This is a genomic window from Rhizobium sp. No.120 (assembly GCF_054558365.1).
In genome coordinates, this window is sequence record NZ_BAAJNQ010000006.1 from 74,848 (window position 1) to 98,654 (window position 23,807).

A 23,807-nucleotide genomic window follows, 5' to 3' on the forward strand; every position below is an offset into this window, starting at 1 on the left:
AGGAAGCGATCGTGAATTTCGGGCTCAGCGAAGAACAGGAGATGATCGTCAAGACGGTCAGGGACTTCGTCGAGACGGAGATCTATCCGCACGAAAACGAGGTCGAGCGCACTGGCCTCGTGCCGCCCGATCTTGGGCTGGAAATCAAGCGCAAATGCATCGAGCTCGGCTTCTATGCCTGCAATTTCCCGGAGGAGGTCGGTGGCGCCGGGCTCGACCACGTCACCTTCACGCTCGTTGAACGTGAGCTCGGCCGCGGCTCGATGGGACTTACAGTCTTCTTCGGCCGCCCATCCGGCATCCTGATGGCCTGCGAGGGCGAGCAGCGCGAGCGCTACCTCTTGCCGGCGGTGCGCGGGGAAAGGGTCGATGCACTCGCGATCACCGAACCGGACGCCGGCTCCGACATGCGCGGCATGAAATGCGCAGCAAGGCAGGATGGTGACGATTTCGTGCTCAACGGCACGAAGCATTTCATCTCGCACGCCGATGTCGCCGATTTCGTCATCGTCTTTGCCGCCACCGGCGAGGAGGATACCCATCGAGGCGTCAAGAAGAAGATCACAGCCTTCCTGGTCGATCGCGACAGGCCGGGCTTCGAGATCGTCAAAGGCTACGACTCGGTCTCCCATCGCGGCTATCACAACTGCATCCTGAACTTCACCGATTGCCGCCTGTCGAAGTCACAGGTGCTCGGCGAGGTGCATCGCGGCTTCGATCTTGCCAATCAGTGGCTCTACGGCACCCGCCTGACGGTTGCCGCCACCTGCGTCGGCCGGGCACGCCGCACCTTTGATCTAGCCCTGCCCTATGCGGCCGAGCGCAAGCAATTCGGCAAGCCGATCGGCGCCAATCAAGGCGTGTCGTTCAAGCTCGCCGACATGATTACCGAGATCGACGCAGCCGATCTGCTCACGCTGTCGGCCGCCTGGAAGCTCGATGCCGGCATCCCGGCCAATCGCGAAATCGCCTCGGCCAAGCTCTATGCGTCGGAAATGCTTGCCCGCGTCACCGACGAGGCAATCCAGATCTTTGGCGGCATGGGCCTGATGGACGACCTGCCGCTCGCCCGCTTCTGGCGCGACGCCCGCGTCGAACGCATCTGGGACGGCACCTCGGAAATCCAACGGCACATCATCAGCCGCGACCTGCTTCGGCCGTTCGGAGCATGAGCCCATGACTCAGCGCTCGCTCGACCGCCTACTCCGACCCAAAACGATCGCCGTCTTCGGCGGCAGAGAGGCACGGCGCGTCATCGAGCAATGCGACCGCATGGGATTTGCCGGCGAAATCTGGCCGGTGCATCCCACACAGGAAAGCGTGCTTGGCCGTCGTTGCTATCGCTCGGTCGCCGACCTGCCGGATGCGCCGGACGCCGCTTTCATTGGCGTCAACAGGGCGCTTACCGTCGACATCGTGAAGGAGCTCTCCGCCAGAGGCGCCGGCGGTGCCGTCTGCTATGCCTCCGGCTTTAGCGAGGCAGTGGCGGAACTGGCTGATGGCGCGGACCTGCAGCACGCGCTCGTCGAAGCAGCCGGCGCGATGCCAATCGTCGGGCCGAATTGCTACGGCATGATCAATGGGCTGGATGGTGCCCTGCTCTGGCCGGATCAGCATGGCATTGTCAGGACCGAGCGCGGTGTTGCGATCCTTACGCAGTCCTCCAATATCGCCATCAATCTAAGCATGCAGAGGCGCGGCCTGCCCATCAGCTATCTGATGACGGCGGGCAACCAGGCGCAGATAGGCCTGTCGGACCTTGCCAGGGCCGTCCTTGAAGACCCGCGTGTCACGGCCGTCGGCCTGCATATCGAAGGCTTCGGCGATATAAGGGCGCTGGAAGGGCTCGCCATGCGCGCTAGAGAGCTGAGGAAGCCCGTCGTCGCACTGAAAGTCGGCAAATCCGAACAGGCTCAACGCGCCACGGTCTCGCATACGGCCTCACTTGCTGGCAGCGATGCAGTGGCCGACGCCGTTCTCGACCGCCTCGGCATCGGCCGCGTTTCGACGCTGCCGGAGCTCATCGAGACGCTGAAACTCCTGCATGTCGCCGGCCCGCTCGAGAGCAACGCGATCTCGTCGATGAGCTGTTCGGGAGGCGAGGCGTCGCTGATGGCTGATGCCGCCGTCGGCAGGAATGTCGAATTCCGAGCGTTGAAAGCCGAACAACTTCCTGCCCTGCGCGCGACCCTCGGCCCGATGGTGACGCTCTCCAATCCTCTTGACTATCATACTTTCGTCTGGGGCGATCTGGGCCGGCAGACGGAGGCTTTCAGCGCCATGTTCGCCGGCGGCTATGCCCTCAATCTGCTCGTTCTCGACTTCCCGCGCGAGGATCGTTGTGATGGCGCCGACTGGATGATTACTGTTGCGGCGGTTGCCGCGGCAGCGAAGCTGACGGGCGCCCGCGCCGGCATTCTGGCGACCTTGCCCGAAAACATGCCGGAGGCGATCGCACAACGGCTGATCGAAAGCGGCATCGTGCCGCTCTGCGGCATCAGTGAGGCGTTAGTGGCGGCGGATATCGCCGGCGGCATTGCCAAGGCCTGGAATAGGCCACGGCCATTGCCGCTGCTTAGTGCATTCATTGCCGAAGGTGAGGTTGAGACCCTGAGTGAAGCTGCCGCCAAGGCAGAGCTTGCCGCTGCGGGCCTCGCCGTCCCACTAGGCAGGATCGCCGCCACGGCGGGCGAAGCGGCCGATTGCGCGGAACAACTCGGTTTTCCGGTCGCGCTCAAGGCGCTCGGTGTCGAGCACAAGTCCGATGTCGGCGCCGTCAAACTCAACCTATGGGATAGAAACGCAGTCAGAGACGCGGCCGAAGGCATGGCCGGTGTTGCACACGGATTCCTTGTCGAGCGGATGATCGACCGGCCCATCGCCGAGCTGATCGTTGGCGCGGTCCGCGATCCGGTCATCGGCCTAACACTGACGGTCGGCGCGGGCGGAATTCTCGTGGAATTGCTTGAGGATTCCATCGTTTTGCCGCTCCCCGTGACGAAAGCCGAGGTTCTCGAGCGGATTTCGCGGCTGAAGGTTCGAAAATTGATAGAAGGCTATCGAGGCAGTGCGGGAAGCAGCGTCGAGATCGTAGCCGATGCCGTCCTATCAGCGGCAGAATATGTCGTAAAGAATGCTGCACATCTTGAAGAACTAGACATTAATCCATTGATGGTCCTAGCAGAATCCCGAGGCGCTGTTGCCGCGGATGCCCTCATCCGGCGAAGGAGATAGCGGAAGTTGCAAGACCCCATTCGGACGCGATGCGTAGATGGCATTCTTGAGGTTATTATCGACCGGCCGAAGGCGAATGCCATCGACCTGGCGACCAGCCGTAAGATGGGGCTGATCTTTCGCGACTTCCGCGACAACCCGGATCTGCGCGTCGCTATCGTGACCGGCGCCGGCGAGAAATTCTTTTCTGCCGGCTGGGATTTGAAGGCCGCGGCTGATGGTGACTCCGTAGACGGCGATTATGGCGTTGGCGGTTTCGGGGGCATGCAGGAACTGCGCGACCTCAACAAGCCGATCATCTGCGCCGTCAACGGCATCTGTTGCGGCGGCGGGCTGGAGATTGCTCTGTCAACCGATCTCATCATCGCCGCGCCGCATGCGACCTTCGCCTTGCCCGAGATTCGTTCCGGCACCGTCGCAGATGCGGCGTCGATCAAGCTTCCGAAGCGCATCCCCTATCATATCGCCATGGACATGCTGCTGACAGGCCGGTGGCTCAATGTCGAAGAGGCGCATCGCTGGGGCTTCGTCAACGAGATCGTCATGGCCGACAAGCTGATGGACAGGGCCTGGGAACTCGCCCGCCTGCTCGCAAGCGGTCCGCCGCTCGTCTACGCAGCGATCAAGGAAATCGTTCGCGAAGCGGAGGGTTCTACGTTTCAAACTGCCATGAACAAGATCACCAAACGGCAGTTTGCAACCGTCGACGTCCTCTATTCGAGCGAAGATCAATTGGAAGGCGCACGGGCTTTCGCAGAGAAGCGAGCCCCAATCTGGAAAGGAAAATAAAGGCGGCAACAACCGCAGAATTTCCCGCATGCTGGCGGGCAACAGGCTTCAGGCGGAAGAGGAACCGTGACCTGAAGTGGCTTGCTCGATAGCTTTGTCAACACGGCAAGAAGAAGGAACAGGGGAATGAACGATTATACGAAATATTTGACCAGCCGCGTCACCGCGGGCGGGCTTAGCCGCCGCGAATTCATGGGGCGCGCAATGGCCGCGGGCGTGACTTTGACGCTCGCCGACAAACTCTTCACCGAAAGTGCGATGGCAGCCGAACCGAAGCGCGGCGGCCATTTGAAGCTTGGTCTTGAAGGCGGCGCTGCAACCGATTCCAAGGATCCGGCGAAATTCCTATCGCAGGTGATGTTCTGCATCGGCCGCTGCTGGGGCGACATGCTGGTGGAATCCCATCCGCTGACGGGTGCAGCCGTACCCTCGCTCGCCGAATCCTGGGAGCCATCGAAGGATGCCGCCACATGGACCTTCAAGATCCGCAAGGGCGTCAAGTTCCACAATGGCAAGGATCTGACCATCGACGACGTCGTCGCCACGCTCAAGCGTCATACGGATGCGAAATCGGAATCCGGCGCGCTCGGTGTCGTGAAGTCGATCAAGGAGATCAAGGCCGACGGCGACAACCTCGTTTTGACCTTGACGGAAGGCAACGCCGACCTGCCGTTGCTGTTGACCGACTATCACCTCGTCATCCAACCGAATGGCGGCTATGACGATCCCTTGGCCTCGATCGGCACCGGCCCCTACAAGCAAGTCAGCTTCGAGCCCGGCGTGCGTGCCACGTTCGAGCGCAACAAGGACGACTGGCGCACGGACCGCGGTTTCGTCGATAGTGTCGAAATCATCTGCATGAACGATGCAACGGCGCGTATTGCGGCGCTTTCATCCGGTCAGGTCCATTACATCAACCGTGTCGATCCGAAGACTGTGGATCTTCTCAAGCGCGCTCCGAACGTAGAGATCCTGGCCACCGCCGGCCGTGGTCATTATGTCTTCATCATGCATTGCGACAAGGCGCCCTTCGACAACAATGACCTGCGCCTTGCGCTGAAATACGCCATGGACCGCGAAACCATGGTCAAGAAGATCCTTGGCGGCTACGGCAAGGTCGGCAATGACTTCCCGATCAACAGCACCTATGCTCTCTTTCCCGAAGGGATCGAGCAGCGCAAATACGATCCCGACAAGGCTGCCTTCCACTACAAGAAGTCCGGCCACAGTGGCTCGGTCTTGCTACGCACCTCCGAAGTCGCGTTTCCCGGCGCGGTCGATGCGGCCGTTCTTTATCAGGAAAGCTGCAAGAAGGCGGGGATCAATATCGAGGTCAAGCGCGAGCCGGGCGATGGCTACTGGACGAACGTCTGGAACGTCCAGCCCTTCTCCACCTCCTACTGGGGCGGGCGGCCGACGCAGGACCAGATGTATTCCACCGCCTATCTCTCGACAGCGGACTGGAACGACACACGCTTCAAGCGACCCGACTTCGACAAGCTCCTGCTTCAGGCCCGCTCCGAATTGGACGAAGCTAAACGCAAGGACCTCTACCGCGCCATGGCAATGATGGTGCGCGACGAAGGCGGCGTCATCCTGCCGATGTTCAACGATTTCGTGAACGCCTCCACCAAGCAGGTGAAGGGCTACGTCCACGATATCGGCAACGACATGTCGAACGGCTATGTCGCGACCCGCGTCTGGCTGGACGCCTGATGCCAGAAGCCGGGCGAAAACGCCCTCATCTCTAACACAGCCGGGACCGCGAAAACCCTTCGCGGTCCTCCCGACGTTTCAGGCAATTTCAGCGAAATGCGCAGCTGTTTTCCGTCCGAAATTGCGTAAAACAACAAGATTGAGCGGCTTGGCGATTCCCATGAAACATGGAGCCGCTCTCAGTGCGAGGCATCGGCCATGTCCAATTCACCTCCCGGAACCGTTCTACCCGGGTTGAGGTTCAAGCAGCGCTTTCCGCTGCTATCCCTTATTATCGAGCGTTGCGTGCTTAGTATCATTCTGCTCTTTGCGGTCTCCGTGCTGATCTTCGGAGGTCTCGAAGCCCTGCCCGGCGATTTCGCCACCACCTATCTCGGCCAGTCGGCAACGCCGCAGGCGGTCGCCAATATCCGCGAAGAGCTGGGCCTCAACCGGCCTGTCGTCACCCGCTACGTCGAATGGCTCGGCAATGCCGTCAAGGGCGATTTCGGCACCTCCTGGGCCAGCAAGAATTCCGTCGGCGAGCAGATCGGCAAGCGGCTCGGCAATTCGCTGTTTCTGGCCGGCTTTGCGGCGTTGATCTCCGTACCTCTCGCCGTCTGCCTGGGCATGCTGGCCGTCCATTTCAGGAACCGAATGCCTGATAAGATCATCAACGTCATTTCGCTGGCGGCGATTTCTCTGCCGGAATTTTTCATCGGCTATCTCCTCATCATGTTCTTCTCCGTGAAATTCGGTGTTGCGACCTTTCCGGCGACGGTTTTCGACGGCATGGGCTTCATCGAGCGGCTGAAGGCCATCGCGCTTCCGACTGCGACCCTGGTTCTGGTCGTGCTTGCGCATATGATGCGCATGACCCGTGCGGCCATTCTGTCCGTGATGTCCTCGGCCTATATGGAGACGGCCGAGCTGAAGGGGCTCTCCGCCTTCCGCGCCATCGTCAAGCACGCCGCTCCCAACGCGCTGGCGCCGATCATCAACGTGATCGCGCTGAACCTTGCCTATCTCATCGTCGGGGTCGTCGTTGTCGAGGTGGTCTTCGTCTATCCCGGCATGGGCCAGTATATGGTTGATGCGGTAACGGTGCGCGACATGCCCGTCGTCCAAGCCTGCGGCCTGATCTTCGCCGCCGTCTACATCTTCCTCAACATGACGGCGGACATTCTCGCCATCATCGCCAACCCGCGTTTGAGGCATCCGCGATGAGATTGAGAGATATCCCCATCACCGCCTGGATCGGCATCATCGGTATCCTGATCGCCTTCATCTGCGCGATCTTCGCCCCCTGGATCGCCCCTTATGGCGAGACGGAAGTCGTCGGCAATGTCTGGCAGCCCGCCGACGCGCAATATTTCTTCGGGCTCGACAATCTCGGCCGCGATATCCTGTCGCGTCTGATCTACGGTACGCGCACGACCCTCTTCGTCGCGCTGGCGGCAACGATCATCTCCTTCTCACTCGGCATCATCCTGAGCTTTACCGCCGCGGTCTCGCGCGGATGGATCGACACGGTCTTTTCGCGCTTCAACGACCTGATGATGTCGATCCCGACGCTGATCTTCGCGCTTGTGGTGCTCGCCGTCCTGCCGCAAAACCTGATCGTGCTGATTCTCGTCATGGCCATCCTCGATTCCACCCGCGTCTATCGTCTCGGCCGCGCCGTGGCGCTCGATGTGGCGGTCATGGAATTCGTGGAAGCCGCGAAGCTGCGCGGTGAGGGCAAGATCTGGATCATCTTCCGCGAGATCCTGCCGAATACGCTATCGCCGCTGCTGGCCGAATTTGGGCTGCGCTTTGCCTTCTCGATCCTGTTTCTCTCCACCCTCTCCTTCCTCGGCCTCGGCATCCAGCCGCCGGCAGCCGACTGGGGCGGCATGGTCAAGGACAACAAGGACGGCATCATCTTCGGCATCTCCGCCGCGCTCGTGCCGGGTGCTGCCATTGCGGCACTCGCAATCTGTGTCAATCTGGTGGTCGACTGGCTCCTAAGGCGCACCTCCAGCCTCAAGGGAGGGCGTGGCGATGCCTGAGCTTCTTTCCGTTCGCGATCTCAAGATCGAGGCAACCAGCTATCCGCCGGGCGAGCCACCGAAACGCGTCACTATCGTCGATGGCGTCTCCTTCGATCTGCAGAAAGGCAAAGTCCTTGGCCTGATCGGGGAGTCCGGCGCCGGCAAATCCACCATCGGCCTTTCGGCGCTTGCCTATGGCCGCGGCGGTGCCGAGATTACCGGCGGCCAGGTGCTGCTAGACGGCACCGACATCCTGCCGCTCGGCAAATCCGGCATCCGCCGGATCCGTGGCGCCCGGGTCTGTTACGTCGCGCAATCGGCAGCGGCCGCTTTCAATCCGGCGCATCGGCTGGGTGATCAGGTCATCGAAGCAACGGTGAAACACGGCCTGATGACGAAGGAGGAGGCAAGGAAGCGGGCGCTCTATCTGTTCCGCGTGCTTGGCCTTCCCAATCCGGAAACCTTCGGAGACCGCTATCCGCATCAGGTTTCCGGGGGCCAGCTGCAGCGCGCGATGACCGCCATGGCACTCTGCTCCAATCCGGAACTGATCGTCTTCGACGAACCGACGACGGCGCTTGATGTCACCACGCAGATCGATGTGCTAGCAGCCATCAAGCACGCCATCGAAGAGACGCATACGGCCGCCCTGTATATCACCCATGACCTTGCCGTCGTCGCGCAGATTTCCGACGACATCATGGTGTTAAGGCATGGGAAGACAGTGGAATATGGCAGCGTCCAGCAGATTATCGAGGAGCCGCGACAGGACTATACCCGCGCGCTCGTCAACGTCCGCCAGGAGATACGTGCAGAAGCCGCTGATCAGTCGGGCGCGCTGTTGAAAGTCGAGAATATCAGCGCACAATACTCGAATGGTTTCAAAGTATTGCACGATGTTTCTCTACATGTTCCTAAAGGCCAAACGTTGGCGGTGGTCGGAGAATCCGGCTCCGGCAAATCGACACTTGCCCGCGTCATCACCGGCTTGCTGCCGCCGAGCGATGGACGGATCTCCTTCGACGACAAGCCGTTGACGCCTGCCTTGAAAGACCGCTCGCGGCAAGAGTTGCGGCGCATCCAGCTGATCTACCAGATGGCGGATACGGCGATGAACCCACGCCAGACCGTGCGCGATATCATCGGCCGCCCGCTGACATTCTATGACGGCCTGCGTGGCGCTGCAAAGACTGCGCGCGTGAAAGAGTTGCTGGATCAGATCGAGATGGGCAACGGCTTCATCGACCGCTATCCGGCAGAGCTTTCGGGCGGCCAGAAACAGCGCGTCGCAATCGCCAGGGCGCTTGCGGCCAAGCCGGAACTCATCCTTTGCGATGAGCCGACCTCGGCGCTCGACCCACTGGTTGCTGAAGGCATTCTGAAACTGCTCCTGAAACTGCAGGAAGAGGCGCATCTCTCCTACGTCTTCATCACGCACGATATCGCCATCGTGCGCGCCATCGCCGACAGTGTCGCGGTGATGCATCGCGGCAAGCTCGTTCGCTTCGGTCCGAAATCACAGGCGCTGTCGCCGCCCTTTGACGATTACACCGACTTGCTGCTGAAATCCGTGCCCGAAATGGAAATCGGCTGGCTGGAGCGCGTCCTGACGACAAGGAAGATGGAGAGCGCCGGAAATTGAAAGCTCAGCGCGTCATGCGCTCGCTGAGTTCGCGGGCGAGCGCACCGGCATTGCGGCCGACAATCATGCTCTGGTGGTTGCCGGCAACATCGACCCAGTTTGCGTGCGCAAGAAAGCGTGCCCATATGGTCTTGGGATCGCAATCGACCGGTGAGCCTTGCAGGCTACGGTAGAAATTCAACTCGCCCTCGTAACGGCTTGGCTTGTAAAGACCTTTCATGCGCAGAAGTTGTCTGGCAGCAGCATCATAAAGCGGCGGATAATCCCCCATCCATTGCGGCGCCAGCTCCGGATAATAGGCCGAACGCGGATCGGCGTAGCGAAAGGAAAGCGGCTTTAGTTTCTTCGCGAGGAATTCCCGTCGGTTGATCGTCGGCCTATTGGCCTGAGTTAATGTTCGATGGTGTGGTTGAGGATCGGCTTTCCTTAGGTTCTTCTTTCTGGTTCGGGCTCGTCTCCAGCGTTGCCACATGAATTCGCCCCAGGTCATCAGGGGCCATTCTTGCTCGCCTAAGGGGGTATCGAGCATTCCGAGGAACGCGATCTTTTGCCCTTGTGCCCTCAACGCACGCGCAAGCTCCAAGGCAAAAACACCGCCGAAAGAATAGCCGAGCAATCTATACGGTCCTACAATCCCGGCTGCCTGCAACGCTTTCAGCGTGCTTTGAACCTCGTCTTCCACCGTTGCCGGATGGCGACGATCGCGGTTGAACGCCGTCAATGCCACGCCCAGAATTGGCCCCGGAAAGCGGATTTCGTTGATCAATTGCTGCATTTCCAGGAAGCAGCTTGCTCCGCCGGCAAATAGCAGCAAGGGTGCACTATCTTCGCCACCACGGAGCTCTATGATTTTCGGCGAGACTGAGAGATCTTCGTGATTGGAAATCGCAAGGCTGAGGGCGTCAAGGGTGCGATGGCGATAGAAGACATTGACATCCAGTTCCTCGCCGGTTTCGCTCCACAAGCGCTTGATGAAATTCAACACTCGATTGACTGAGACAACATCGGGAATGTCTGCGTCGTGACTCAGATCAACCTTTGCCTCTTGGCAAAACAGGTCATTGACGTAGGTGCGAGGGCTGGGATCTGCATCCGTTCTCGCAGAGAAAAGCATCTAACCGCCCCCGAATATCAAAGCATGTGTCACCAGCCTCAAGATAGACTGCAATCGTATAAAGCGACCCTTAATATATTCTGTAAAAGCACAACTTTCTATTGTATTTGAGAGTTTTCGCCCTTGACCGACCGAAGAATAACCAAACCGGGCAATCGGCTCCTCAATATTCTGCCGGCACCGCATATACCTCTGCGGATGGATCGGCGAGGAATGAGCGGACCGTCGGCGGCAGCCGGCGTGACGATAGTGGCAGCGGTCCGCAGCGCGAGAGAAGTTCACGAAGGTCCGGCTCGGTGCCGACATGGCGCCAGATCATCCGCGACGCATAAGGGAGGTTTTCCTTTCGCCAGGAAACTCCCATCGTCGTCCCGCGCAAATAGACGCGCTGATACTCGTCGAAGGGCAGAAGGATCGTCTGTGACAGTATGGGATTCGGGCCGACCACACGCTCGGTAATGAAGATCCGATTTCGATAGAAGGCGGCCAAACCCACATATTTCGAAAACTGCTGGATGCCGTTTCCGGGGTCTCGCAGGCGCTCCATCGATTTGACATGCACCAGCCCGCCCTGCTCGATAATGCGACTGCAGGAACAGACAACCATTCCAGGCCAGGACGGTGAGCGATGGTAGGTCTGGAAATAGCCGACATGACGCCGGAGCGCGGTTAGATCTCCGGGGAACGCCTTTAACAATTCGGAACTTTGATTGAGGTCCAGCGCCGGTTTGCGAAGCCGCTCGCGAAAGAGCCTAGGAGCGAGACCAAAGTCGGCTGCATCCAGATCGAAATATTTGGCTATGCGCGCGAGATTATGGGCAGACGGCCGCGTCTGACCATTGATATATCGGTTGAATTGTTGCCGGTTGATATCGATTGCACGGCACAGATGCGAAATGGAACGCTGCGTTGCGCAGGCAATTTTAAGGTTCTCGACAAGGTGAGGCATCCATAACTCCGTCTTGGAATGAACTAGCGTAAACTCGCTTAAAGATGCGTCAAGTCGCGAAATTGTGTGAAGTAGCCTGACCTCTACGTTCCCCCTCAACAAAGTTGAAAAAGGGAACTGCAATGACACGTGAAAAGGATCAATCTTCTCTGAGCATCGGCCGCCGCCACTTCCTGGGCAGTGCCGTCGCGCTGGGCGCTTTGCCTGCCCTCACCTCCGGCCTCCTGATGCCGCGCGATGCCCGCGCGCAGGAAGCGAAGCGCGGTGGTCATCTGAAACTCGGCCTCAAAGGCGGCGCCACCAGTGATGCGCTCGACCCTGCGACCTATAGCGCCACCGTGTTGTTTGTCATTGGCCGCCTTTGGGGCGACACGCTCGTCGAATCCGATCCGAAGACTGGCGCTCCCCTGCCCTCGCTGGCGACTTCCTGGACGCCGTCGGCTGATGCCTCCGTCTGGACCTTCAAGATCAGGAACGACGTGCAGTTTCACGACGGCAGCAAGATGACCGTCGCAGACATCATCGCGACACTGAAGCGACATGCAGACAAGAATTCCCAATCGGGCGCGCTTGGGCTCATGGCCTCGATCACCGGTATCGAGGAAAAGGCGGGCGATCTTGTCCTGACGCTTTCCGAAGGCAACGCGGACCTGCCGCTCCTTCTCACCGATTACCACCTGATCATCCAGCCGAAGGGCGGCGTCGACAAGCCGGCGGCGGCCATCGGTACGGGTCCTTACATTCTGAAGAGCTTTGAACCGGGCGTTCGCGCTACCTTCGAGAAGAACTCGAAAGATTGGCGCTCTGACCGAGGCTTTGTCGACAGCGTCGAAATCCTCGTCATCAACGACAACACCGCCCGCATTGCAGCGCTCGCGTCCGGTCAGGTCCATTTCGTCAACAATGTCGACCCGAAGACCGTCCCGATGCTGAAGCGGGCGCCGACCGTCGACATCCTCCGGAATGCCGGCAAGGGCTTCTATTGCTTCCTGATGCATTGCGACACGGCGCCCTTCGACAACGCGGATCTGCGGCTTGCGCTGAAATATGCGATCGATCGCCAGTCGATCCTGGACAAGGTTCTGGGCGGCTACGGAACGATCGGCAACGACTATCCAGTCAATTCCAACTACGCGCTTGCGCCGACCGATATCGAGCAACGGCCATATGATCCGGACAAGGCCGCCTTCCACTTCAAAAAATCGGGCCTCGACCGCCCCGTTCAGTTGCTCACATCGGACGCAGCCTTTCCGGGTGCCGTGGATGCGGCGATCCTGTTCCAGCAAAGCGCCCGCAAGGCCGGCATCACGATCGACGTCAAGCGCGAACCGGAAGACGGCTACTGGACCAATGTCTGGAACAAGCAGCCCTTCTGCGCGTCGTTCTGGGGCGGCCGTCCGACGCAGGATTCGCGCTATTCTACCTCCTATCTCTCGACCGCCGAGTGGAACGACACGCGCTTCAAGCGCCCGGACTTCGACAAGTTGGTGCTGCAGGCACGGTCTGAACTCGATGAAGGCAAGCGCAAGGTGCTTTATCGGCAATTGGCGCTGATGGTGCGAGACGACGGCGGTCTGATTCTGCCCGTCTTCAACGACTACATCATGGCCTCTTCGAAAACGCTGAAGGGATATGTCGACGATATCGGCAACGATATGTCCAACGGCTACATCGGCAGCCGTGTATGGTTTAATGCCTAAACCTCTTCGGGATATATGACCATGTCAGACCGCAGCTTCACCACCATCGAAAATCAATGGATCACCCTGAAGGACGGAACGCGGCTCGCCGCACGCATCTGGATGCCTGAAGGCGCGGAGAGCGATCCCGTGCCCGCCGTTTTCGAGTTCCTGCCCTATCGAAAGCGCGACGGGACGAGCCCCCGCGATGAATCCACCTATCCCGTCTTTGCCGCAGCCGGGATTGCCGGCGTGCGTGTCGACATCAGAGGCTCCGGAGAGTCCAGCGGCGTCATCGATGGCGAATATACCGAGCTGGAGCTCGCCAATGCTTGCGAGCTGATCGCCTGGATCGCAGAACAGCCCTGGTCGAACGGCTCGGTCGGCATGATGGGCATTTCCTGGGGCGGTTTCAACTGCCTGCAGGTCGCGGCCTTGAAGCCGCCGGCGCTGAAAGCGGTGATTTCGATCGCCTCCACGGTCGACCGCTATAACGACGACATCCACTACAAGAATGGCTGCCATCTCTCCGCCCAGCTCTCTTGGGCGGCGACCATGCTCGGCTATCAATCGCGTTCGCCCGATCCGGCCATCGTCGGCGACGACTGGCGCGATATGTGGCTGGAGCGCCTTGAGCAGGAACCTTTCTTCATGGAGGAATGGCTCCAGCATCAGCGTCGCGACGACTTTTGGCGTCATGGCTCCATCTGCGGGGATTTCGCAAGCTTCGATATCCCCGCCATCGTCATCGCCGGCTGGGCTGACGGTTATCGCAACACGCCGCTGCTGGCGGTCGAAGGGCTCGGGGATAAGGCGAAGGCGCTGATCGGCCCATGGGTCCATAAATATCCGCATTTCGCCTGGCCGAAACCGCGCGTCGATTTCCATGGAGAGGCCATCGCCTGGTGGAACCATTGGCTGCGTGGCGAGCGCAACGGCGCCGAGGCCATACCATCGGTGCGTGCCTATATTCTTGACGCCATAAAGCCCGCCAAACGCCGCGATTTCGATCCAGGCTTCTGGATCGCGAAGCAAGAATGGCAGCAGCCGGAGATGCAGTGCTTCTATGTCGAGCAATTCGGCACGCTGATGGAGGGCATGCCGATCCCGCATGCGCCGGAACATCCCGTCTACCTGCGCTCACCGCTCGACACGGGCACGGCCTCGGGCGAATGGTTTACCCTGAAGCCGGACGCGGAAATGGCGATCGATCAACGCGTCGACGATGCCGGGTCGCTGACCTTCCAGACAGCGCCACTGGTCGAGGATCACGACTATCTCGGCCGCCCGGTTGTAACCTTGACGCTGCGGTGCGATGCCGAAACCGCCAATCTCTGCGCAAGACTCGTCGATATCCATCCCGACGGCACAGCAACGCGTGTTTCCTTCGGCGTGCTCAATCTCGCCCATCGCAATGGCAATGCCGCGCCGGAGCCGCTGATTAAGAGTCAGCAGGTCCAGGTGACTCTGACGCTCGATGCCTGCGGCTATCGTTTCCGCAAAGGACATCGTATTCGCCTGTCGCTATCGACGGCCTATTGGCCGATGGTGCTGCCGCCACCGGAAGATCCCGGCCTAACGATCGACATCGCATCCATCGGCCTTGCTTTGCCCAAGATCGGCGCGCATGAGGTCATCGACATCAAGCAGCCCGACAACCCCGATCCGCTGCCGAAATATATCGAACATGCACCGGCCTCCACAAAGCGGCAGGTAGTACGTGATCTCTCAGCTGGCGTCACCCGCTATGAAATTCATGAGGACACCGGCCTTTCCGAACATCCCGGTACCGGACTTTCGACACGGCAGTTGCGCGAAGAGGTCTGGTCGATCGCGCCGGACGACCCGCTATCAATGACGGGCGTATCGACATGGACCTGTGACATGAGCCGCCCCGGTTGGTTCGTTCGCACGGTGGCGACATCGTCCATATCCTGCACGGCAAAGGACTGGGTGATCAGCGCCTCGGTCGTTGCCTATGAAGGCGAGACGCAAATCTTCCAGAAGACACTCGAAGAAAAGCGCATCGCCCGTGACCTGATGTAGGTCAGCGGGAGCCCGCAAACCGGCTTGCCGCCGCGCAGATGGCGGCAAAGCCGGTGCGCGCACCTTCGCTCATATGCCGTGCCCGCAGCCAGGCATGCACCATTTGCGGCTCCTCGCGGAACCAGACTTCGACGCCCGCCTGTGCGAGACGCGCCGCATAGTTGCGGCCGTCGTCGCGTAGAGGATCGTAATGCGCCGCGGTGATGAAGGTGGGCGGAAGGCCAGCGACGGAGGATAACGCTAGCGGCTCGGAGACCGGATCACCTGATGGCGCCTGTAGGATGCTGCGATAATAGGCGACATCCGCGGTCGTCAGCCCCGGCGCATCGGCCATTTCCTCATAGGAGCCGGAGACAAGATCGCCGCCGAGTGCGGGATAGATCAGGATCTGGCCGACAATGCCGGAAAGCCCCTCGGCTTGCGCCCGCACCGCCAGCCCTGCCGCCAGATTGCCGCCGGCACTGTCACCGAGCAGGACGACTGACTTCTTTTCGGCGAGAAGCTGCTTGAGGACGCTGAAACAATCATCCGTCTGGGCCGGCCAGCGATATTCCGGCGCCAGACGGTAATCGACGGAGATCAGCTCGGCGCCGGCATGGTCGGCAATCTCGGCGCAGATGGCGTGATGGCTCTCGAGCGAACCGACGACGAAACCGCCGCCATGGAGATAGAGGAGCTTCGTTGTCGTACGGATATTGGCGGACTTGTAACGCCTGACGGGAATCGTTCCGGATACGAGATCGTCCGTGGTCTGCATGCCGTCGGGCAAGGGGCGATCGAAGCGCGCGCATAAGGCGTCATACCATTGCCGCTGCTGCGCGATGGAGGCCGTTACCGCATCCGGCGGATAGAAGGAATCGCAGATCTCCATGAACTGGAGGATGCCGGCTTCGCTCGGCATGGGACGCTCAACAGAGGTCATGGGATATCCTCGACTCGTGCCACTGGATCGACACTACGCGGTGATGCACCCGAACGCTTATCTGCCTACGGCCAGCAACGCTGCGATGGCGACATCTACCCGACTGTGCCGCGTTCAATCAGCCGCAAATACGCTGCTCGACACTAGGGAAAAACCTGTCGGCATCTGCATGCATTGCGCATTGGACCAGGTGAGTACCGCAAGCGCAAGAGCCGCGCCAATCACAAGCCGAAGCATGATATTTCCCCATCCGTGTTGCTGCCATCGCGAGGCCAGTTGCGTCGCGGGGCATTCGATCGTTAGGATCGTGCCGTGGAAGCGGCAAGGTTCCATCTATATTGACCCCGTGAGGCTGACTTATGGCAAGAGTTGATTGCCTGCGAGCGATCCGCTCGGTGCTGCCGCGACCGCGGAATTGGACCTTCACCTTGCCTGATATTGCTCGTCCGTCACATGCTCCAGCCAATCCACCACCTTACCGTCAAGATGTTCCTGGATGGCGATATGGGTCATGGCGGTCGTCGGAGAAGCGCCGTGCCAATGTTTCTCGTTCGGTTCGAACCAAACTATATCCCCGGGCCGAATCTCCTCGATCGGGCCGCCTTCACGCTGAACGAGACCTAGGCCGGCGGTGACGATCAAGGTCTGGCCGCGCGGGTGAGTATGCCACGCCGTCCTCGCGCCTGGCTCAAACGTGACACTGGCGGCTGCGGCGCGCCGTGCGTCATTAGGTGCAAAGACCGGGTCGATACGCACTGTACCGGTGAACCAGTCCGAAGGGCCTTTGCCGGAGGGCTGCGCACCGTTCCTCGTGATATCCATGATGATGTCCTTTCCTGCGATGAGCCGTGACGGCTTCGCTGCATGAGGACAATCTAGCCTGCAATTGACAAAGCGGTAGAGGGCCATCGTCGTATAGACCTATGAATTGGAGCAACAAACGCCGCTTCTCGCCGGGCCTACGACGCCATTAAGGCGCGGATGCTGCGATCTGCCGATTGCAGCAGCTCGAAGGCTTCGTAACGCCGTTCATGCAACGCCTTGATCGCACCACCCGCCGGCTCGAACCGCCTCGCAAGCCGTGACATGGTCGCCATGGCTTCTACGAGCGAGCCGCAACGGCCGCCGGCCGTGGCTCCGAGCATGGCCGCACCAAGAAGAACGGGCTCCTCCGTATCCGCGACGGCGACAGGTCTGCCGGTCGTATCCGCCAAAAGCTGCCGTACCAATCCACTCTGGGCAGCCCCGCCGCTGGCGATGATGAGATCGCAGGCGATGCCGGCCTTCGCCAGCTTTTCAAGCAACTGCTTGAGGCCATAGCCGATACCGCAGAGGCCGGCGATGTACAGAGCGATCAGATCGTCGGTGCCGGTTTCCAGCCCGAGGCCGGAGATGACGGCGCGTGCATCGGGATCAGCATAAGGTGAGCGGTTGCCGAGAAATTCGGGCACGACCTGGATGGATTGCGCGAGCCTCACGGCGTCGGAAGCGTTGCCGCTCGCCTGCATAGCCTGTCGATCAAGCCAGGCGACCAGCGATAAACCCTCCGCCTCGGCCTTCTGACGCGCCTCGCCGGCCGCCGGATGCATGGTAACGAGATGATCGATCGCGGCACCGGCAGCGGATTGGCCGCCTTCGGTCAGCCAGAAGCCGGGCACCATGGCCGAATAGTAGGGGCCCCAGACACCATCGACGAAGATGGCCTTTTCGCTCGACGCCATCGAGCAGGCGGAGGTGCCGAAGATATAGGCGAGCCTGTTCCTGACATCGGCTTTGCCGTCCGGTCCCTGGCCGCCAAGCGTGCCGACGCCACCGGCATGGGCATCGATCAACGACGCGCCGACCGGCGTACCAACGGCGATGCCAAGATCGCGGGCTGCGGCCTCGTTCAGGCCCTCGCCCAGCGCTGTGCCCGGCTCGACGATCTCGGTACCGATCCGCACGAAACCTTCGTCGGCCAACTCACCAAGGCCGATATCCTTGAAATATTGCGCATCCCAGCGCTGTTCGTGGGCAAGATAGGTCCATTTGCAGGTGACCGTGCACACCGATCTCTGCAGCGAGCCAGTCGCGCGCCAGGTCAGATAATCGGCAAGATCGAAGAAATGATCCGTTGCCGCGAAGGATTGCGGCAGATTTCTCTTCAGCCATAAGAGCTTCGGCGTCTCCATCTCCGGCGAGATGCGGCCGCCGACATAGCGCAGCACGGCGTGATTGGCGGCATTGATCTCCGCCGCCTCGCCGGCCGCGCGATGATCCATCCAGACGATGATGTTGCGATCGGCGTCACCCGAGGGGCCGACTGCCACGGGCCGACCATCCGCCTTGACGGCGACTAACGAACAGGTTGCATCGAAGCCGATGCCAGCAACATCATCCGCGATAATCTTCGCCGTTGCGACAGCCTCCTTGACGCTGTCGCAAACAGCCTTCCATATCTGTTCGCTCGACTGCTCGACGATGCTGCCGGCCTCGTGCCAGATGGTGATCGGCCGCTTGGCGGCGGCGAGCAGATTACCATGCGCGTCGAAAACCCCGGCTCGGGCGCTGCCGGTGCCGACATCGATGCCGATGAAATAAGGTGCTGTCATCAGAGATCCGTACTCAAGGGCAGGATCACCAGATCCCGGATTACGATGTTCCGCGGTCTGGATAGCATGAAGACTACCGCTTCCGCCACTTCGGTCGCCTCCATAAGGCCGCCCGCGGCAATCGCCTCGTCAAGTTTTGCCTGCGGCCAGTCGCTGATCAGCGCCGTTACCACCGGTCCCGGCGCCACGGCGCCGACGCGGATGCCATGCTTGGCGACCTGGCGCCGAACCGTATGCGTAAAGGCCTGAACGGCATGTTTGGACGCCGTATAGATCGGCTCCCAGACCACCGGCACAAGACCGGCGATCGAGCTGGTCATGATGATATCGCCGGTCTTGCGGTCAATCATGTGCGGCAGCACCATACGGACCGAGCGGAAGGCCGCGTTGATATTCAGATCCAGCATCCGGTCCCAGGCATCCGGATCACCTTCCGCGACCTCGCCGCCGATATAGGCGCCGGCATTGGCATGGAAGATATCAAGCTTGCCGAACTTGCCGAGGATCTGCGGCATCATCGTCGCTACGCTCTCGGGGTTCAGGAGATCGACGACGACGGGAAAGGCATTCGGCCCCAGCTCGGCGCAAAGGCTTTTCAGGCTATCCTCGGCCCGATCGACGAGGGCGACGCTGGCGCCCTCGTTCAATAGCGACTTGGCGCATTCCAGGCCAATTCCAGACGCAGCACCGGTGATGGCTGCGACTTTGCCAGCAAAATCCTGTCTCATAACAATCCTTACCTTCTTGAAAAAATCAGCCGCGCCCATGCGAGGCGCGCGAACGGCGGGCGAGCGAGTCGACGATGACAGCAATGGCGAGAACTGCGCCTGTGATCATGTAGCGAAGCGCCGACGACAGATCGAGCATGGTGAGGCCGCTCGCGATCGACTGGATGACGATGATGCCGAGCAGAGCGGAATAGGCGCTGCCGCGACCACCAAAGAGGCTGGTGCCGCCGATGACGGCCGCCGCAATCGCATTCAGATTGACGTCGCCGGTGCCTGCCTGCTGGCTGGCCGAGGCGAGACGCGCAGCCGCCAGCACGCCTCCAAGGGCTGCGAACATGGCGCAAAGCACGAAGGCACTGGTATAGATCCTGCGTACATTAATACCGGCGCGGCGCGCGGCCTCGCGATTGCCGCCGACGGCCGCCATCGACCGGCCCCATTGCGTGCGCGTCAGCGCATAATTCATGACGATGGCGAGCACCACGAACAGGGCGAACATCCAGGGAATGCCGCGATCCTGATTGAGATAGAAGGCGACGAATTCTAGCGCCACCGTGATGACGGCCGCCTTCGCCAGCAGGCCGCCCACAGACGGTGCGGAGAGATTTGCCTGCTTGCGCCGCCGCACGGTGCCCAAGCCGGTCACCAGCAGGACCGCACCGGGAATGAGCGCGAAGACATGGGCGAGCGGGCGCGGGATGACCAGCAACTGGCCGAAATTCACGATCGCCGAGCCATAGGGCAGATTGATTGAACCGGTCGCGCCGAGCAGATAGAGCTGCATGCCAAGCACGGCGAGAAGGCCTGCCAATGTGGCAACGAAGCTCGGCATACCCAGCCGGTTGAACAGCACGGCATAGATGGCGCCGATCACGCCGCCGACGAGAAGCGCTGCCAGGATCGCCAGGAAGACCGGCCAGCCCTCATTCACCCACAGCATGCCGACCATGGCGGAGGCGAAACCGCTGATCGAGCCGACGGAAAGGTCGATCTCCCCGACCATCAGTACGCAGACGATGCCGAGCGAGATGATGCCGACGGTCGAGGCGTCAAACAGCAGATTGGCGAGGTTGTTGCTGGAAAGGAAGGTCGGGTTCAGCGTGCCGAACACCGTCCAGATGATGACGAGACCAACGACGACGGGCAGCGAGCCGAGATCGCCGGAACGAACCTTATCGATGGAGGAGCGAATGGTCGCGCCAAGCCCGGTGTCATGGTTGACCCGGACGTCGCTGCGGTCAAGCAGCATGGTCGATTGCTTGCTGTCCTGGCTCATGGCTGGCCCCCTTCCCTCAATTCCTGCTGGGCCTGACGCCGCCCTGCCCGTCGCGACACGGCGTTTTCCGTCGCTCCAGTAATGGCGCTGACGAGTTCCTGATTTGACGTGTCAGGATAGAAAATCCCGTTGTTGCGGCCGAGGCGCAGCACGACGATACGGTCGGCAACGGCACGCACGTCCTCCATATTGTGGCTGATCATGATGACGCCGAGTCCCTTGTCGCGGACGCGCTCGATGAGGTTCAGCACTTCGGCCGTTTGCGCGACGCCAAGCGCTGCGGTCGGCTCGTCGAGCATGATGAGTTTCGGCTCGAGCAGCAGCGACCGGGCGATCGCCACCGTCTGCCGCTGACCGCCGGAAAGCGAGGCGATCGGGATACGCACGCTCGGGATACGCGCCGCAAGCTCATTGAGCAATGTCCAGGCGCGAACCTCCATCGCCGTTTCATCGAGCTTCATCGGGCTCAGTTCCCGTCCGAGAAAGATGTTTGCAACAACATCGAGGTTCTCGCAGAGCGCCAGATCCTGGAAAACCGTGGCAATGCCGAGATCAAGCGCGGTTGCGGGATCGCTGAGCGTGACCGGCTTGCCGCGGAATGTGATCGTGCCGGCGCTTGGCTGATGGACGCCGGCCAGAACCTTGACGAGCGTCGATTTGCCCGCGCCATTGTCGCCGACGAGCGCCACGACTTCGCCGGCATGCACATCGAGGTTGATATCCGTCAGTGCCGAGACGGCGCCGAAGTGTTTGGAGATCCCTTTGAGGCTGAGCACAAGCTCGCCGTCCGGGGCTCTATGATCGGGAGCGTCACTCATGACTCGCCACCTTCTCGGGTTGAAATGCCATCGGATGCGTGTTGCCTCCGGCCGCCGAAGCGACCGGAGACTGGGAGGAGCAGCTCTCAGCTGCCAATGCCGAGCTTCTTGCAGCCATCGGCGTAACGGTCGCCGCAGAGCTGTGCCGGTGTCTGGATCGGCTTGCCGTTGACGCTCTTGTCGATGATCTCTGCCTTCAGATTTTCGGACGTGACCAGGGCCGGCGTGAAGAGCTTGGTCGGCGTGTCGAAGAGCTTCGTGTCCGCCTTCGGCGTCTCGCCAGAGAGCAGCTCGATCGCAACATTGGCGGCGGCGGCAGCCACGATCTCGCTCGGCTTGGAGATCGTATTGTACTGATCGCCAGAAATGATGAGCTGCAGGCCGGCGATGGTCGCGTCATTGCCTGTGACCGGCGGCACCGGATCGTAGCCGGCTGCCTTGAAGGCGGCGACAGCGGCACCACCGGTGCCGTCATTGGCAGCAACAACGCCGAGGATCTTCTTGCCGAAGCGGGTGATCTGGCCGCTTGCCCACTGCTGTGCCTTCGGCGGTGCCCATTCCGGCGTGTCGAATTCGGCAAGCACCGGATAGCCGCCGTCTGCGAGACCGGCATGGATGCCCTTCTTGATCAGGCCGGCGGCAGCATCCGTCGGTGAGCCGTTGATCTCGAGAAGGCCGCCGTCACCCGCTTTCACGCCCTTGGCCTTGAGGTGATCGACCAGTGACTTGGCGATCATCTTGCCGATCTCTTCATTGTTGAAGGACACATAGTAGTCGGCGGCAGCCGACGGGATCGGTCGATCATAGGCGATGACTTTCACGCCCTGGCTCTGCGCCAGCCTGACGAGCGAGGCGGCGGCCGTCGAGTCCACCGGATCGAGCACGATGGCCTTCGCACCCTGCGAGATCGCCGAATTGAATTGCTGCTGCTGACGCGAGGCATCGCCGTTGGCGTTCTGGTAGATGACCTTGCAGCCCGCGCAGAGCTTCTTCATCTCGGCCTGGAAACCGGGAAAATCGTGCTCCTCATAGCGCGTCGAGCTCTGGTCGGGCATCAGGAAGGCGACGGTTGCGTCCGTCACCTTGGCGGATTGCGCGAAGGCGGAAGTGCCGGCCAGAAGACCGACCGCAAGCGCGGTTATGCCGGCGATTTTCAGTGCGAAATGGTTCATTGGAATTTCTCCGTTCCAAATGGTAATGGTTTCCCTCGATCATCGCGGCTGTCCGCACGCGATGCCCTTGTTGAGGCGTTGCCGACGGCGATCTCGGACCGACGCGGCGGTAATTTCGGACAAGCCTTCTCCTTCGGACGGCAAAGGTGCCTGCCCGTTCGCTTGCCCTGAATTTTGTCTCTCCTCCCTGTCCTCCCTTGTGTTAGGCGGCCTCCACCGCGCGTGCATGCTGTGCCAAGAGCGATCTGAAGCGGGAGGGCGCCATGCCCTTCTGATCCAGAAAACGCCGATTGAAGTTCGAGATATTGTTGAAGCCTGCCGCAAAGCAGATGTCGGTGATCGTCATCTCGGCCTTGCTCATGAGCAGATGGCAGGCGAAGTTGATGCGCAACCGATTGACGTACTGAACCAGCGCCATGCCGGTATGGCGGCGAAAGCTGCGCGAAAAGGCGCTCGGGCTCTGGCCGGTCAATTCGGCCAGATCGCACTCGCTGAACGGTTCTGTGAGGTGCGCATTAATGTAAGCCAGTGCCTGATTGACGCCCGCCGACATAAAGCCAGAGGGATCCGGCTGATAACCGGCACTGGCAAGCGTGCGCGTGCCTTCAGCACGGCTCATCGTATCAAGAATGTTCATGAAGAGCTCGATCCGCCGGATACCGGTCGCTTCCACCAGTTCGCCGAGGATCGGACCGACGATGACAGCCGTTTCAGGCGTAAAGAGCGCACCGCGGCGGCTCGTCTCAAGAATACCGGCGCAAGCCGACAGTTCGGGAAAAACCTTACTGGCATCGGCGAAGAAGGATTCGGAAAATTGCAGCACGCGGCAGCGCAGCGGCAAGGTGACGCCAGCGGGCACATCGCTCACCCAATTATGCGGGAGGTTCGGCCCCGTCAGCACCAGATTGCCCGGCTCGAACTCGCCGATGAAGTCACCGATGAAATATTGGCCTGTTGTCGCGACAACATGGTGGATTTCATATTCGGGGTGAAAATGCCAGCGAACCGTGCGGTAGGGATAGCCGTGCTCCCATGCCTTGAAGGATTCTCCGCTGCCGATCGCGACGACTTCCAAATCCGGGTTCATCGGCAAGCCTCCTTTCCGTCCGCATTGCTACG

The 23,807-nt window shown here is 60.6% G+C and carries 19 protein-coding genes; 9 read left to right on the plus strand and 10 right to left on the minus strand.

Features of this window, described 5'->3' with window-relative positions; genetic code table 11:
• Positions 1–11: 11 nt before the first annotated feature.
• The 7 genes from ACYJRZ_RS18585 to ACYJRZ_RS18615 all read left to right on the plus strand — a co-directional run bounded on the left by ACYJRZ_RS18585 (position 12) and on the right by ACYJRZ_RS18615 (position 9,393).
• Entirely contained in the window at positions 12–1,172 is a 1,161-nt protein-coding gene (locus ACYJRZ_RS18585; protein ID WP_459461391.1) for an acyl-CoA dehydrogenase family protein, read from the plus strand.
• 4 nt (positions 1,173–1,176) lie between these two features.
• On the plus strand, positions 1,177–3,234 hold the full coding sequence (locus tag ACYJRZ_RS18590; RefSeq protein ID WP_459461393.1) for an acetate--CoA ligase family protein: 2,058 nt from the start codon (positions 1,177–1,179) through the stop codon (positions 3,232–3,234).
• A 6-nt stretch (positions 3,235–3,240) separates the two neighbouring features.
• The gene (locus ACYJRZ_RS18595; RefSeq protein ID WP_459461395.1) at positions 3,241–4,023 is read left to right on the plus strand and encodes a carnitinyl-CoA dehydratase; all 783 of its coding nucleotides are present in this window, start codon (positions 3,241–3,243) and stop codon (positions 4,021–4,023) included.
• 126 nt (positions 4,024–4,149) lie between these two features.
• Positions 4,150–5,739 (plus strand): ABC transporter substrate-binding protein, encoded by a 1,590-nt coding sequence (locus ACYJRZ_RS18600; RefSeq protein ID WP_459461397.1) that lies wholly within the window; start codon positions 4,150–4,152, stop codon positions 5,737–5,739.
• Between the two features lie 198 nt (positions 5,740–5,937).
• Positions 5,938–6,945, plus strand: a complete 1,008-nt coding sequence (locus ACYJRZ_RS18605) for an ABC transporter permease (RefSeq protein WP_459461399.1) — start codon at positions 5,938–5,940, stop codon at positions 6,943–6,945.
• The gene (locus tag ACYJRZ_RS18610; protein ID WP_459461401.1) at positions 6,942–7,769 is read left to right on the plus strand and encodes an ABC transporter permease; all 828 of its coding nucleotides are present in this window, start codon (positions 6,942–6,944) and stop codon (positions 7,767–7,769) included. Before ACYJRZ_RS18605 ends, ACYJRZ_RS18610 begins: the two co-directional genes overlap by 4 nt.
• Entirely contained in the window at positions 7,762–9,393 is a 1,632-nt protein-coding gene (locus ACYJRZ_RS18615) for an ABC transporter ATP-binding protein (RefSeq protein WP_459461403.1), read from the plus strand. The genes ACYJRZ_RS18610 and ACYJRZ_RS18615 overlap by 8 nt, the downstream gene beginning before the upstream one ends.
• 4 nt (positions 9,394–9,397) lie before the next feature.
• On the opposite strand, the gene ACYJRZ_RS18620 is transcribed toward ACYJRZ_RS18615, so the two are convergent.
• On the minus strand, positions 9,398–10,507 hold the full coding sequence (locus tag ACYJRZ_RS18620) for a thioesterase domain-containing protein (RefSeq protein ID WP_459461405.1): 1,110 nt from the start codon (positions 10,505–10,507) through the stop codon (positions 9,398–9,400).
• Positions 10,508–10,670: 163 nt separating this feature from the next.
• Positions 10,671–11,456 carry a helix-turn-helix domain-containing protein gene (locus tag ACYJRZ_RS18625; RefSeq protein WP_459461407.1) on the minus strand — a complete coding sequence of 262 codons (786 nt, stop codon included), beginning with the start codon at positions 11,454–11,456 and terminating at the stop codon, positions 10,671–10,673.
• 122 nt (positions 11,457–11,578) lie between these two features.
• Here ACYJRZ_RS18625 and ACYJRZ_RS18630 point away from each other — a divergent pair, with 122 nt between their 5' ends.
• Together ACYJRZ_RS18630 and ACYJRZ_RS18635 are read left to right on the plus strand one after the other, a co-directional pair.
• Positions 11,579–13,156 (plus strand): ABC transporter substrate-binding protein, encoded by a 1,578-nt coding sequence (locus tag ACYJRZ_RS18630; protein ID WP_459461409.1) that lies wholly within the window; start codon positions 11,579–11,581, stop codon positions 13,154–13,156.
• Between the two features lie 21 nt (positions 13,157–13,177).
• Positions 13,178–15,181: a CocE/NonD family hydrolase gene (locus tag ACYJRZ_RS18635; RefSeq protein ID WP_459461411.1), complete on the plus strand. Its 2,004-nt coding sequence runs from the start codon at positions 13,178–13,180 to the stop codon at positions 15,179–15,181.
• A 1-nt stretch (position 15,182) separates the two neighbouring features.
• On the opposite strand, the gene ACYJRZ_RS18640 is transcribed toward ACYJRZ_RS18635, so the two are convergent.
• The 8 genes from ACYJRZ_RS18640 to ACYJRZ_RS18675 all read right to left on the minus strand — a co-directional run bounded on the left by ACYJRZ_RS18640 (position 15,183) and on the right by ACYJRZ_RS18675 (position 23,775).
• Entirely contained in the window at positions 15,183–16,103 is a 921-nt protein-coding gene (locus ACYJRZ_RS18640) for an alpha/beta hydrolase (protein ID WP_459461413.1), read from the minus strand.
• A gap of 423 nt (positions 16,104–16,526) precedes the next feature.
• The gene (locus ACYJRZ_RS18645) at positions 16,527–16,925 is read right to left on the minus strand and encodes a (R)-mandelonitrile lyase (protein WP_459461415.1); all 399 of its coding nucleotides are present in this window, start codon (positions 16,923–16,925) and stop codon (positions 16,527–16,529) included.
• A 137-nt stretch (positions 16,926–17,062) separates the two neighbouring features.
• Entirely contained in the window at positions 17,063–18,694 is a 1,632-nt protein-coding gene (locus tag ACYJRZ_RS18650; RefSeq protein ID WP_459461417.1) for an FGGY-family carbohydrate kinase, read from the minus strand.
• Complete coding sequence (locus tag ACYJRZ_RS18655) at positions 18,694–19,422, minus strand: SDR family oxidoreductase (protein ID WP_459461419.1); 729 nt, start codon at positions 19,420–19,422, stop codon at positions 18,694–18,696. Before ACYJRZ_RS18655 ends, ACYJRZ_RS18650 begins: the two co-directional genes overlap by 1 nt.
• A gap of 25 nt (positions 19,423–19,447) precedes the next feature.
• Positions 19,448–20,698 carry a sugar ABC transporter permease gene (locus tag ACYJRZ_RS18660; RefSeq protein ID WP_459461421.1) on the minus strand — a complete coding sequence of 417 codons (1,251 nt, stop codon included), beginning with the start codon at positions 20,696–20,698 and terminating at the stop codon, positions 19,448–19,450.
• Positions 20,695–21,516, minus strand: coding sequence for an ATP-binding cassette domain-containing protein (locus ACYJRZ_RS18665; protein ID WP_459461423.1), 822 nt, complete (start codon positions 21,514–21,516; stop codon positions 20,695–20,697). Before ACYJRZ_RS18665 ends, ACYJRZ_RS18660 begins: the two co-directional genes overlap by 4 nt.
• An 86-nt stretch (positions 21,517–21,602) precedes the next feature.
• Positions 21,603–22,688 (minus strand): ABC transporter substrate-binding protein, encoded by a 1,086-nt coding sequence (locus ACYJRZ_RS18670; protein ID WP_459461425.1) that lies wholly within the window; start codon positions 22,686–22,688, stop codon positions 21,603–21,605.
• Positions 22,689–22,890: 202 nt separating this feature from the next.
• Positions 22,891–23,775, minus strand: a complete 885-nt coding sequence (locus ACYJRZ_RS18675) for a cupin domain-containing protein (protein ID WP_459461427.1) — start codon at positions 23,773–23,775, stop codon at positions 22,891–22,893.
• Positions 23,776–23,807 lie beyond the last annotated feature (32 nt).

Bases quoted from the DNA above. Each gene is read 5' to 3' on its own strand.
- ACYJRZ_RS18590 (WP_459461393.1), top strand. From the start codon at position 1,177: ATGACTCAGCGCTCGCTCGACCGCCTACTCCGACCCAAAACGATCGCC.
- ACYJRZ_RS18660 (WP_459461421.1), bottom strand. From the start codon at position 20,698: ATGAGCCAGGACAGCAAGCAATCGACCATGCTGCTTGACCGCAGCGAC.
- ACYJRZ_RS18665 (WP_459461423.1), bottom strand. From the start codon at position 21,516: ATGAGTGACGCTCCCGATCATAGAGCCCCGGACGGCGAGCTTGTGCTC.
- ACYJRZ_RS18645 (WP_459461415.1), bottom strand. From the start codon at position 16,925: ATGGATATCACGAGGAACGGTGCGCAGCCCTCCGGCAAAGGCCCTTCG.
- ACYJRZ_RS18630 (WP_459461409.1), top strand. From the start codon at position 11,579: ATGACACGTGAAAAGGATCAATCTTCTCTGAGCATCGGCCGCCGCCAC.
- ACYJRZ_RS18640 (WP_459461413.1), bottom strand. From the start codon at position 16,103: ATGACCTCTGTTGAGCGTCCCATGCCGAGCGAAGCCGGCATCCTCCAG.
- ACYJRZ_RS18600 (WP_459461397.1), top strand. From the start codon at position 4,150: ATGAACGATTATACGAAATATTTGACCAGCCGCGTCACCGCGGGCGGG.
- ACYJRZ_RS18620 (WP_459461405.1), bottom strand. From the start codon at position 10,507: ATGCTTTTCTCTGCGAGAACGGATGCAGATCCCAGCCCTCGCACCTAC.
- ACYJRZ_RS18675 (WP_459461427.1), bottom strand. From the start codon at position 23,775: ATGAACCCGGATTTGGAAGTCGTCGCGATCGGCAGCGGAGAATCCTTC.
- ACYJRZ_RS18670 (WP_459461425.1), bottom strand. From the start codon at position 22,688: ATGAACCATTTCGCACTGAAAATCGCCGGCATAACCGCGCTTGCGGTC.
- ACYJRZ_RS18610 (WP_459461401.1), top strand. From the start codon at position 6,942: ATGAGATTGAGAGATATCCCCATCACCGCCTGGATCGGCATCATCGGT.
- ACYJRZ_RS18650 (WP_459461417.1), bottom strand. From the start codon at position 18,694: ATGACAGCACCTTATTTCATCGGCATCGATGTCGGCACCGGCAGCGCC.
- ACYJRZ_RS18615 (WP_459461403.1), top strand. From the start codon at position 7,762: ATGCCTGAGCTTCTTTCCGTTCGCGATCTCAAGATCGAGGCAACCAGC.
- ACYJRZ_RS18655 (WP_459461419.1), bottom strand. From the start codon at position 19,422: ATGAGACAGGATTTTGCTGGCAAAGTCGCAGCCATCACCGGTGCTGCG.
- ACYJRZ_RS18625 (WP_459461407.1), bottom strand. From the start codon at position 11,456: ATGCCTCACCTTGTCGAGAACCTTAAAATTGCCTGCGCAACGCAGCGT.
- ACYJRZ_RS18635 (WP_459461411.1), top strand. From the start codon at position 13,178: ATGTCAGACCGCAGCTTCACCACCATCGAAAATCAATGGATCACCCTG.
- ACYJRZ_RS18605 (WP_459461399.1), top strand. From the start codon at position 5,938: ATGTCCAATTCACCTCCCGGAACCGTTCTACCCGGGTTGAGGTTCAAG.